This is a genomic window from Arthrobacter sp. 2MCAF15, assembly GCF_052115605.1.
Lineage (GTDB): Bacteria > Actinomycetota > Actinomycetes > Actinomycetales > Micrococcaceae > Arthrobacter.
The window spans coordinates 103,068-114,306 of sequence record NZ_JBFRGZ010000014.1 but is presented as its reverse complement, the minus strand read 5'-3'; the positions used below and the strand labels follow the sequence as shown (position 1 = coordinate 114,306).

11 protein-coding genes are annotated in these 11,239 nt (G+C 68.5%); 4 read left to right on the top strand and 7 right to left on the bottom strand.

Annotated elements, in window-relative coordinates:
- Positions 1 to 2: 2 nt before the first annotated feature.
- On the bottom strand, positions 3 to 908 hold the full coding sequence (gene mca, locus AB4089_RS16155; protein WP_441410289.1) for a mycothiol conjugate amidase Mca: 906 nt from the start codon (positions 906 to 908) through the stop codon (positions 3 to 5).
- Between the two features lie 108 nt (positions 909 to 1,016).
- Here mca and AB4089_RS16150 point away from each other — a divergent pair, with 108 nt between their 5' ends.
- On the top strand, positions 1,017 to 1,469 hold the full coding sequence (locus tag AB4089_RS16150) for a DUF4307 domain-containing protein (RefSeq protein ID WP_441410288.1): 453 nt from the start codon (positions 1,017 to 1,019) through the stop codon (positions 1,467 to 1,469).
- A gap of 238 nt (positions 1,470 to 1,707) precedes the next feature.
- Positions 1,708 to 2,202, top strand: a complete 495-nt coding sequence (gene greA, locus AB4089_RS16145) for a transcription elongation factor GreA (protein ID WP_441410287.1) — start codon at positions 1,708 to 1,710, stop codon at positions 2,200 to 2,202.
- Positions 2,203 to 2,361: 159 nt separating this feature from the next.
- Here the strand turns inward: greA and AB4089_RS16140 are convergent, their stop codons facing one another.
- The 4 genes from AB4089_RS16140 to AB4089_RS16125 all read right to left on the bottom strand — a co-directional run bounded on the left by AB4089_RS16140 (position 2,362) and on the right by AB4089_RS16125 (position 6,660).
- Entirely contained in the window at positions 2,362 to 2,988 is a 627-nt protein-coding gene (locus AB4089_RS16140; protein ID WP_441410286.1) for a rhomboid family intramembrane serine protease, read from the bottom strand.
- A gap of 5 nt (positions 2,989 to 2,993) precedes the next feature.
- Positions 2,994 to 4,232: a threonine ammonia-lyase gene (ilvA, locus tag AB4089_RS16135; protein ID WP_441410285.1), complete on the bottom strand. Its 1,239-nt coding sequence runs from the start codon at positions 4,230 to 4,232 to the stop codon at positions 2,994 to 2,996.
- Between the two features lie 21 nt (positions 4,233 to 4,253).
- Positions 4,254 to 5,567, bottom strand: coding sequence for an AI-2E family transporter (locus tag AB4089_RS16130; protein ID WP_441410284.1), 1,314 nt, complete (start codon positions 5,565 to 5,567; stop codon positions 4,254 to 4,256).
- A 115-nt stretch (positions 5,568 to 5,682) separates the two neighbouring features.
- Positions 5,683 to 6,660: an aldose 1-epimerase family protein gene (locus AB4089_RS16125; RefSeq protein WP_441410283.1), complete on the bottom strand. Its 978-nt coding sequence runs from the start codon at positions 6,658 to 6,660 to the stop codon at positions 5,683 to 5,685.
- Between the two features lie 76 nt (positions 6,661 to 6,736).
- Here AB4089_RS16125 and galK point away from each other — a divergent pair, with 76 nt between their 5' ends.
- Together galK and AB4089_RS16115 are read left to right on the top strand one after the other, a co-directional pair.
- A complete protein-coding gene (gene galK, locus AB4089_RS16120; protein ID WP_441410282.1) occupies positions 6,737 to 7,897 on the top strand; it encodes a galactokinase in 1,161 nt (386 codons plus the stop codon).
- A gap of 20 nt (positions 7,898 to 7,917) precedes the next feature.
- On the top strand, positions 7,918 to 9,156 hold the full coding sequence (locus AB4089_RS16115) for an acetyl-CoA C-acetyltransferase (protein WP_441410281.1): 1,239 nt from the start codon (positions 7,918 to 7,920) through the stop codon (positions 9,154 to 9,156).
- 124 nt (positions 9,157 to 9,280) lie between these two features.
- Here the strand turns inward: AB4089_RS16115 and AB4089_RS16110 are convergent, their stop codons facing one another.
- Together AB4089_RS16110 and AB4089_RS16105 are read right to left on the bottom strand one after the other, a co-directional pair.
- Positions 9,281 to 10,183, bottom strand: coding sequence for a Bax inhibitor-1/YccA family protein (locus tag AB4089_RS16110; protein ID WP_441410280.1), 903 nt, complete (start codon positions 10,181 to 10,183; stop codon positions 9,281 to 9,283).
- A gap of 152 nt (positions 10,184 to 10,335) precedes the next feature.
- Positions 10,336 to 11,226 (bottom strand): hypothetical protein, encoded by an 891-nt coding sequence (locus tag AB4089_RS16105; protein WP_441410279.1) that lies wholly within the window; start codon positions 11,224 to 11,226, stop codon positions 10,336 to 10,338.
- Between the last annotated feature and the right edge of the window lie 13 nt (positions 11,227 to 11,239).

Sequence of the window (11,239 nt, the reverse complement as noted above, 5' to 3'; positions counted from 1 at the left end):
CTCTATCTTAGCCCGGCAAAGACGTCCGTTTCGGGCAGGTCCGTCGGGATCCGGGACTCGATCAGGGAGTAGTCCTCCCACGGCCAGACCTTGCGCTGCATGGCCGCGGATACCGCGAAGAAGAATCCCTCCGGGTCCACCTGGGTGCGGTGGGAGCGGAGCGCATCATCCCGGGCTTCAAAGAAGTCTCCGCACTCGATCTGGGTGGTGGTGGGGTGCGTCGGCGGCGGCGGGGTGTGCCCCTCGGCGTCGGCTTCCAGCCAGGCGGCCAGGCGCTCGGCGTACGGTGACTGCAGGCCTGCTTCCTCCAGCGCGGAGTGCAGGGCACGGAAGCGGTCCGGGCTGAACGCGCGGTCGTAGTAGAGCTTGCTGGGCTCCCAGGGTTCCCCGTTGCCCTGGTACCGGGCGGGATCGCCGGCCGCCGCGAAGGCTTCGACGGCCACCCGGTGGGCCATGATGTGGTCCGGGTGCGGATAGCCGCCGTTCTCGTCATAGCTGAGGATCACGTGGGGTTTGAAGTCCCGGACCAGCCGGACCAGGGGCGCGGCCGCACGTTCCAGCGGCTGCAGGGCGAAGCACCCGGCCGGGAGGGCCGGCAGGGGGTCGCCCTCCGGCAGCCCGGAATCGACGAATCCGAGCCAGCGCTGCCGGATCCCGAGGACCTTGGCCGCGGCATCCATCTCGAGCCGCCGCGCCCCCGCCATGTCGCGCTTGGGGTGCGGCTCTGCCTCCATCGCGGGATTCTGGATGTCGCCGCGGGAACCGTCGGTGCAGGTGGCCACCAGGACGTCCACTCCAGAGGCTGCGTACATCGCCATCGTGGCGGCACCCTTGCTGGATTCGTCGTCGGGATGAGCATGGACCGCCAGCAGGCGAAGCGGTGCTGACGGGCTGGGGGATGCAGTCATCGTGGGACGGCTCCTCTTTCTGCTGTTCTGCTCTGTTGGGGTGCGGCGTGATCTGTGCGCTCAGCCGCCGCGGAAACTTACCGGTCCGATCCACACTAAACTGGACTGGTGACTTCCGAGGATCAGCCTGCCGCGCCGGCACCTACCAGCCTAGCCAATCGTTACGGTGGCCAAAAGCGCGCGCTGACGCGCAAGGGCAAACGCAACATCCTGATCGCCGCCCTTGCCGTGGGCATCGCCTTCCTGGCCTGGGTGTCGACGTCGGCGGCCACCAACAGCGTCAGCTTCAAGGACGTCGGCTACAGCACCCCTGACGCGACGCTGACGGAAATCGACTTCCAGGTCACGAAGGATCCCGCCGCGGACGCGAAATGCGCGGTCAAGGCGATGGATTCCAAGTTCGCGATTGTCGGCTGGAAAGTCGTGGACATCGGGCCGAACACGGCCGACGCCGGCACGGACGGCGGACGCACCACCGCCCACCGCACCCGGCTGCACACGGAATCCCAGGCGGTCTCCGCCGTCGTGGACAGCTGCTGGATTCCTGCCACGGGACAATAGCCCGCGGCACCCACCGGACAGCAGCCGCGCCCAAGCAACAGCGAACCAACACCGAACCAACACCGAACCGGCCGGCCGGCCGGCAACACGGTGTGATCCACGCCGCAGCCCTCTTTGGTTTATCCACAGGATTGACTACAATGGATCAATACCTTTCCCCCGCTGAGCTGGTTACTGCGTCATAAAAGTGGCCACCGTGGCGGGGTCTTTTCTTGTATGACCACCAAAGGAGAAGTCCGTGTCTACCACCAACAGCGCAACTGCGGCTTGGCTTACCCAGGAAGCTTTTGACCGCCTGAAGGCAGAGCTGGACCACCTTTCCGGCCCCGGCCGGGCAGAAATCGTCCAGAAGATCGAAGCCGCGCGCCAGGAGGGCGACCTCAAGGAAAACGGCGGCTACCACGCGGCCAAGGAGGAGCAGGGCAAGATCGAGGCCCGCATCCGCCAGCTCACCGCACTTCTCCGGGACGCCCACGTCGGCGAGTCCCCGGCCGACGACGGCATTGTGGAGCCCGGCATGCTCGTCGTGGCCAAGATCGCAGGCGACGAGGAAACCTTCCTGCTCGGCTCCCGCGAGATCGCCGGCGACTCGGACCTGGATGTCTTCAGCGAGAAGTCGCCCCTCGGCGCCGCAATCGTTGGCCACAAGGAGGGCGACAAGCTCAGCTACACCGCCCCGAACGGTAAGGACATCACGGTGGAGATCATCTCCGCCAAGCCGTACGCCGGCTGACACTTCCGTCACGGAACGCATTCACGAACCACGACGCCGGTCTCCCTTTCGCGGGGAGGCCGGCGTCGTGTTTTTGCGCCTGTTGGCCGTTGCGGCTTGGCGGGGCAGCTTGGCGGGCCGGCATGGCGGGGCAGACCGTCGGCCGGCCTTCCCGTGGGGTCAGTGTCCGGAGGTCAGGGCCCCCGGGCGCCGGGTGCTCAGCAGCAGCGCGGCTGCGACGCCGCCGATCGCCCCGCCCAGGTGCGCCTGCCACGAGACGAAACTGGCCACGGTGGGCAGAACGCCGAACAGGATGCCGCCGTAGGCCATGAACAGCACCACGGAGAGTACGATCTGCCACCAGTTCCGGTTGATGAAGCCACGGACCAGCAGGAACGCGAAAAGCCCGAACACCAGTCCGGACGCGCCGACTGTGACGCTGGCGCCGCCGATGAGCCACACCACCAGCCCGGATGCCAGCCAGCTGGCGGCCAGGGCGGTGATGAAGACCCGGCGTCCGGAGAGGAACACCAGGAACCCGAAGATGATCAGCGGGAGCGTGTTGGACATCAGGTGGGCGAGGCTGGAGTGCAGCAGCGGAAAGGTGAGGATGTCCAGGATCCCGTCCAGGCTGCGCGGCCGCAGCCCGAAGGTGCGGTTCAGGGAATGGAGCATGGCGGTGTTGACGATCTCGATCAGGTAGAGCAGCACCACGAAGGAACCCACCACCAGCAGTCCCCGGCGGGCCCGTACGGCCGTGCTGTCCCCCACCGGCTGCGGTTCGCCTTGGGACGCCTCCGTCACCATGGCCCCTAGTGCACCACGATCGGCTGGAAACCCTCGGCGCGCAGTGCCGCAAGGACCTGGCTGCAGTGCTCGTGGCCCTTGGTTTCCAGGTTGACGGTGATGGACACGTCGCCCATGCTGATGGAGCCGCCCACCCGGGTGTGGTCCAGGCCGGTGACGTTGGCGTCGTTTTCGGCGATGATCCGGGCGATCGTGGCCAGCGAGCCCGGACGGTCATCGAGCATCATCCGCACGGTCATGTAGCGGCCGGCGGCTGAGAGGCCGCGCTGGATCACCTTGAGCATCAGCATGGGGTCGATGTTGCCGCCGGAGAGGACCACTGCCACGGTTCCGGGGTTCTCGATCTTGCCTTCCATGAGCGCGGCGACGCCGACGGCTCCGGCCGGTTCCACCACCATCTTGGCGCGCTCCAGCAGGAAGATCAGCGCCCTGGCCAGGGCGTCTTCGCTGACGGTGACGACGTCGTCGACCAGTTCGCGGATGATGCTGAACGGCAGCTGGCCGGGCCGGCCGACGGCGATGCCGTCCGCCATGGTGGACACCTTTTTCAGCGGGACGAGGGCGTCCGCGGCGAGCGAGGGCGGGTAGGCGGCAGCGTTCTCGGCCTGGACGCCGATGATGCGGATGTTACGGCCCAGTTCCTTGGCGCGCGCCTTCACGGCCACGGCAACGCCTGCCAGGAGGCCGCCGCCGCCGACGCCCATGAGGATGGTGTCGACGTCGGGGACCTGCTCCAGGATTTCCAGCCCCACTGTCCCCTGGCCGGCGACGACGTCGACGTCGTCGAAGGGGTGGACAAAGACGGCGCCGCTTTCGTCGGCGTACCGCTTCGCTTCGGCCAGCGCCTCGTCGACGTTGTGGCCGTGCAGCACCACCTCGGCGCCGTGGCTGCGGGTGGCCGCAAGCTTGGGCAGGGCGACGCCGAGCGGCATGTAGATCCGGGCCTTGATGCCGAGGCTCTTGGCTGCGACGGCCACGCCCTGGGCGTGGTTTCCTGCGGAGGCCGCCACCACGCCGCGCTTCTTTTCGGCGTCGGACAGCTTGGCCATCCGGACGTAGGCGCCGCGGACCTTGAAGGAGCCGGCGCGCTGCAGGTTTTCGCATTTGAGGAAGACCTCGCCGCCCACCGTGCTGCCGAGGGCCCGCGAGGATTCCACGGGCGTCCGCGTAATAATCCCGTCGAGCAGCTTCTGCGCCTCCAGGACAGCGTCCAGCGTGACGGGCAGGCTCTCAAGGGTATTCACGAACTGTTCTCCTTCTTCGGATCAGGCGTCGGTGCCCCGTCCGGCATCGCTGCCCGGAGCACCGCTGGTGGGTGCGGCGCCCTCGCGGCCGGGGGTTCCGCCCGGCAGGTGGACGTCTGTGAAGGTGGTGTCGGCGCCGGGTTCGAGGGCAGGGCTGCCCTCTGGTCCCGCGGTTGCCAGCACTTCCTCATGTTCCCACGTTCTGCCGGCAATGTAGCGAATCGACGAGTTTGCTACGGCGAGGATCGGCACGGAGAACAGTGCGCCGGGGATCCCGGCGAGGTAGGAGCCCGCCGCGACGGACAGGATTACGGCCACCGGATGGAGGGACACGGCCTTGCCCATGACGAGCGGCTGCAGGATGTGGCTTTCGAGCTGCTGGACGCCGAGCACGATCGCCAGCATGATCAGGGCGTTGACGGGCCCGTTGGCGACCAGGGCCAGCAGCACCGCGATGGCGCCCGTGACCAGCGCACCGACCACCGGGATGAAGGAACCCAGGAAGACCAGCACGCCCAGCGGCAGCGCGAGCGGCACGCCAATGATGGCGGCGCCGACGCCGATTCCCACGGCGTCCACGAACGCGACGAACATTTGGATGCGCGCGTAGCTGACCATGGAGGCCCAGCCGCGCCGGCCGGCGCCGTCCGTGGCCCGGCGCGCCTTCCGGGGCATGAGCCTGACGAGGAAGGCCCAGATCCTGTCCCCCTCGAGCAGGAAGAAGATCAGCACGAACAGCGCCAGGACCAGGCCGGCCGCGAAGTGCCCTGCGGTGCTCCCGAACGTCAGGGCCCCGCTGAGGATGCTGCTGCTGTTGTTCTGCAGCGCGGCGGTGGCGTCCTGGACGTACTTGTCGATCTGTGCGGCGGTCAGGTGGAGAGGGCCTTCCGACAGCCAGGTCTGGACCTGCTGCACGCCCTCGAGCGCCTGGGACCACAGCTCGCCGAAGCCCTGCGTGAGCTGGCGCCCGACCAGGGTCAGGGCACCGACGATGATGCCGATGAAGCCGAGAACGGTGATGGCGACGGCGAGCCCCTTGGGCACTCTGCGGTTGGCCATCCAGCGCACGGCGGGGCTGAGCAGTCCGGAGAGGAGCGCGGCCACCATGACCGGGATGATGAGGAAGCTGACGTGGCTGAGCAGCCAGACCAGGCCGCCGGCCACAAGTAGGATGAGTCCGGCGCGCCACGCCCAGGCGGCGGCGATCCGCACGCCGTAGGGAATGTCCTGGTCAATCTCGCTGTCCGTCTTTACCCGGCCCGCGGCACGTGCACCGGTCCCCGCCACGGAATAGGAGGGGCTTGTGGCGGGTGCGGCGTCCTCAGCTGGCGTCATAGCCCCATAATTCCGCAGCGGGCGGTTAATAGGAAACCAGCAACCAGCAACCAGCCGCGGGCCGCCAGCCACCAGGTCGGCCTCCAGCGTCGGACCGCGGGCTCAGCCGTCGGCGTCAGCCCGCGGTGGCCGTCAGCGAGGCGGAGATGCCCCAGGTCATGGAGAACTGCTCCCCCGGCGCGAGCCAGCGCAGTCCCTCGCCGCTGTTGAAGGCGTTGGCGGGCCCGGTCATCGGCTCGATCGCGACCGCCTTCGACCGGCCCGGAAATTCCGTCGTCACGAAAACATGGACGTAGCCGCAACCCTCGTCCTGCCACAGGCTCACCGTCCGCCCGTCCGGTGAGCGCAGCGTGTGCCGGGCGATGCCGCCGTCGAAGGCCAGGTCCGTGTAGGCCGAATCAAGGTCCAGGGTCCCCACCAGCCGGCCGCCGCGCAGGTCAAACTCGCCGCCCACCGGCTCGGTGCTCCGCGGGATGAGGCGGTCATCGGCAACCAGCCGGGTCCGGGCGTCCACGCTCACCGTGAGTTCCTCGCTGGGCACATCGCCCAGCCGCAGGTACGGGTGGGCGCCGAGCACGAAGGGGGCAGGGTCCTGGGAGTCGTTGATAAGGGTTTGGCGCACCACCAGCCCCAGGTCCTCCGCCAGTTCGTAGCGGACCCGGTGCCGCAGCAGGAACGGGTAGCCGTGCTGCGGGAAAACGGCCGCTTCCAAGGTGACGGAGAACTGGTCCTCGTCCACGAGTTCGTAGGAGGAGTTCCGCAGCAGCCCGTGGCTGGCGTTGTTGCGGGAGACCTCGGTGATGTCCAGCTGCATCTTCTTGCCGTTGAGGTACCAGACACCGTCCTCCACGCGGTTGGCCCACGGTGCCAGGGTGATCCCGGTGGCACCGGCGGAAATGTCGGCGTCGCCGTAGGTCTCCGTCAGGGCCGTGCCGCCGCGGCTGTAGAGCCGCAGGCCGGCGGCGAGTTCGGTCACGACGGCCAGGGCGTCGCCGCGCCGGATTTCGTACTGCCGCCCGGACGCATACCGCCGCATGGTTTCATTCACGCCGTCGTCGGGGCCGGCTGCCGGAGGTGTCACTGAGAAGTCCATGGTGACCACCGTACAGAGGAGCCCGGCAACCCGTATACCTTGGTTCCATGACTTCCAGCAGCGCAGGAGCCAGGCCATGAATCCGTCCCTGGACAGCAGCGGGCTCGCCGCCCGGTTTGAGTCGGTCTTCGGCGCCCGGCCCGACGGCGTGTGGCGGGCACCGGGACGCGTCAACCTCATTGGCGAGCACACGGACTACAACGAGGGCTTCGTGCTGCCGTTCGCAATCGACCGCTCAGCCCGGGTGGCGGTCAGGGTCCGGCCGGATTCCACCGTGCGCATGCTCTCCACGTTCGGGAACCAGGGGCTGACCACCGCGGACACCGGCTCCCTGGCCCGCGCCAGCGCCCGGGGCTGGACAAAGTACCCGCTGGGGGTCATCTGGGCCCTGCAACAGCTGGGCCTCCCGGTTCCCGGAGTGGACCTGCTCCTGGATTCCGATGTTCCCCGCGGCGCCGGCCTGTCTTCCTCCCACGCCATCGAATGCGCCGTGATTTCCGCATTGAACGAGCTCATGGCCGCCGGCCTCTCCGCGCAGGACATGGTCCTGGCCACGCAGCGCGCGGAGAACGACTTCGTCGGCGCGCCCACCGGCATCATGGACCAGTCCGCCTCGCTCCGGGCTACGGCCGGGCATGCCGTTTTCCTGGACTGCCGGGACCAGAGCGTCCGGCTGGTGCCGTTCGACGCCGACGCCGCGGGGCTGGTGTTGCTGGTCATCGACACCCGGGTGTCGCATTCGCACGCCGACGGCGGGTACGCTGCCCGGCGGGAATCGTGTGAGCTCGCCGCCGAGGTGCTCGGCGTGGCGGCCCTGCGCGACATCGGGTTGGAGGACCTTGAGGAGGCCAGCGGGCTCCTGGACCCGGAGACGTTCCGCCGCGCCCGCCACGTGGTCACCGAGAACGACCGCGTGCTGCAGACGGTGGAGCTGCTGGACACCCTGGGCCCGGCCGCCATCGGCCCCCTGCTGGACGCTTCCCACGCCTCCATGCGGGATGACTTCGAGATCTCCTGCGCCGAACTGGACCTCGCCGTCGACACGGCCCGCGGCGCGGGTGCGATCGGCGCCCGCATGACCGGCGGCGGCTTCGGCGGCTCAGCCATCGCGCTCACCCCGGCGGCCTCGGCCCGGCAGGTGTGTTCCGCCGTCGAACAGGCCTTTGCCCGGGCCGGGTACGCGGCGCCGGAGATCTTCAGCGTCAGCCCCGCCGCAGGGGCAATGCGGCTGGTATAGCCGGGGCGTAGTCTGGGCGCATGCCAGAAGCCGTCATCGTTTCCACCGCCAGAAGCCCGATCGGGCGAGCGTTCAAGGGGTCGTTGAAGGACGAGCGGCCGGACGATCTGGCCGCCGCCATGGTCACGGCGGCCCTCGCCAGGATCCCGGCGTTCGACGCCGCCGCCGGGCCGGGCCGCGGCCTGGACGACATCTATCTGGGGTGCGCCGAGCCCAGCGGCGAGGCCGGCTCCAACATGGCCCGCGTGGTCARCATCCTGGCCGGGCTGGACGACGTTCCTGCCGCCACCATCAACCGGTTCTGCGCCTCCAGCCTGCAGACGCTCCGGATGGCCTTCCACGCCATCAAGGCCGGCGAAGGGCACGCGTTCGTCTCCGCCGGCGTGGAGGCAGTCTCCCGCTACCGGGACTGGGCCGGGGCGGGCGAGACGGACGCCAGCACCCACAATCCGCGGTTCGAGGCCGCCCGGAAGCGCACCGAGGCCCGGGCCGCCTCCAACACGCCGTGGACCGACCCTCGCCTGGGCGGCCGGATGCCCGACGTCTACATCGCCATGGGCCAGACGGCGGAGAACGTCGCCACGAGCTACGGCATCAGCCGCGCCGAGCAGGACGCCTGGGCCGTGCTCAGCCAGAACCGGGCCGAGGCGGCCATCGCCTCCGGGTTCTACGCCCGCGAAATCACGCCCTACACCCGCGCCGACGGTTCCGTGGTGGACCGCGACGATTCACCGCGGCCCGGCGTGACAGCCGAAGCCGTCGGTGCCCTGCAGCCGGTCTTCCGCAGCGGCGGCACCGTGACAGCCGGGAACGCGTGTCCGCTCAATGACGGGGCCGCCGCCGTCGTGGTCATGAGCGACGTCCGGGCCCACGAGCTGGGCCTGGAGCCCCTGGCCCGGATCATTTCCACCGGGGTCAGCGCCCTGTCCCCGGAGTTGATGGGCATGGGCCCGGTGGAAGCGACCCGCCGGGCACTCACGCTCGCCGGGCTGAGTATCCGGGACATCGACCTCGTCGAACTCAACGAGGCGTTCGCGGTCCAGGTGGTGGCCAGTGCCCGGGAGCTCGGCATCGATCCGGAGAAGCTCAACATCCACGGCGGCGCCATCGCCCTCGGCCACCCCTTCGGCATGACCGGCGCACGCATGACCACCACATTGCTCAACGGGCTCCGCGCCCGGGACGCCTCCCTGGGCCTGGCGACGCTGTGCGTCGGCGGCGGCCAGGGCATGGCGGTGGTGCTGGAGCGGCTCGGCTGATCGAGTTGCCGCTGGAGGCGTGCATTTAGAATGCGTGTCTCGGGCAGCAGCTGCTGCAAACGCGAGGAGCCCCGCCATTTGGCGGGGCTCCTCGCTGTTTACAGGCGTTTGAGAACGACGGCGGTCAGTCGTCGCCGCGGAGGATGGCCAGCAGCCGGATGATTTCGACGTAGAGCCAGACCAGTGTGACCGTCAGGCCGAAGGCGGCGGTCCAGGAGAAGCGCTGCGGGGCACCGGCATTGATGGCAGCCTCGATGCTGGTGAAGTCCATGATCAGGGAGAAAGCGGCCAGGCCGATCGCCAGGATGCCGATGAAGACGCCGAGCGGGATACCCATGATCGTCATGCTGGTGCTCAGGCCGAACGGGGTGGTCACTGCCCCGGTCATCATCATGAACATGTTGACGAGCGCGAACACCGCATAGCCGATCAGGGCGATCATGAAGAACCGCATGAGTTTGGGCGTGGCCCGGACCTTGCCGCTCTTGAACAGCACCAGCGTCACGGCGAAGACGGACAGTGTCCCGACGACGGCCTGGATGCCGACGCCCGGGTACAGGTTGTCGAGGATGCGGGTCAGGCCGCCGAGGAAGAACCCTTCGAGCAGGGCGTAGGCCAGGATCAGTCCGGGCGAGGGCTGCTTCTTGAAGGTGTTGACCATGGCGAGGGCGAAGCCGCCGAGGGCGCCGAGGATCATCAGCAGGGATCCGGTGCCCTGCGGGACGGCGAGCGCAACAGCGGCGCCGACAACCAGGATGCCGAGGCACCCGGCAGTCTTGACGATGACGTCGTCGTAAGTCATCCGGCCGATGTCAGCCGGACCGGCCGCCGGGCGGTTGTAGAGGTCCTGGAGCTGGTCCTGGGTCATGCCCTGCTGCGCGGAGCTCCACGCGCCCTGGGCACCCGCGGCCTGGCCGTAGGCGTTCTGGCCGTAGTTCTGTCCGTACGGGGCCTGCGGGGCAGGCGGGGCCTGGGTGGCTTCGCGGAAATTCTTTCCGCTGAAGATCGGGTTTCCGCCAGTTGCCATTGCGGGTGTCCTCCAAGATTTAGGGGTGGGTGATGAACCGGTGCGAAGCGGACTATAGAAAGGGGTTCTATATAGTCACGCTACCAATTCCCACGGCCGACAGGGAGGGATAGTTCCCCGCCCGGGCCGCCGCAACCGAACCGTGACCTAAGTCAGCGGAGCCTGCGGCGCCCGCTGCGCACCGCTGCGGTGCCCGCTGCCAGCATGGTTGCCTGTCCGTCGCCACGGAAGTCGTCGAACCGCTTCGACGGGTCCACCTTCGGCACCGGAAGCGGTCCGGGAACCGGCGCCGGCGTTCCCGTGCTGCTGTTGACGATGACGTCGTCAATGTAGATGTCGCCCATTTGCTGATCGTGTTCGGAGCCCAGCTGGAGCGTGTCGACCGTGGCGGCGGAAATACTCACCGTGCCCGCAAAGACGGAACGGCCGTCCCACCAGATCTGGACGGTGGTCCCGGGACCGTTGGGGACCACGTGCATGACCAGCCGGTGCCAGGAGTCGGTGGGGACGTCCTGCCTCAGCGTGGTGTAGGCGAATCCTGCCGGTGACGAAGTACGGAGCACCAGCTCATGGGAGATGTTCTGACGGAACACATCCATGACGCGGACGCCACGGGAAAAGAACCGGAAATACGGAACATTGTTGCCCTCCACTCCCTCAGCGGCGATGTTGAACCAGCCGTCCGCATACGCCTCGGTGGCCCCGGCCGCCAGGCCCACGGTCAGCCTCGCCAGGGAGCCGGGGGCAGCGGTGGTATGCAGGAGTGCAGCGCAGTTTCCTGAGTGCGAGGGACCAGGGGACGCCGAGGCATTCCCCGTCCCCGAGGTGGAGACGCCGAACCCGTCCAGGGTGCCCGTCTCGAAGTTGGAGGCTGCGGCCATGATCCCCGGGTAGGGATCCGTGACCGGCGACGTCGAGGGGACGCAGGCCTGCGCACCGGCGGTCTCGGGGCCGAGACTTAGCGCCGGGAGACCCAGGATCGCCAGCACAAGCGATCCCGCGAGGCACAGCTTCACCGCCCGGTTCATCAGTCGGCCCTCCACGATCGGCCCCCTG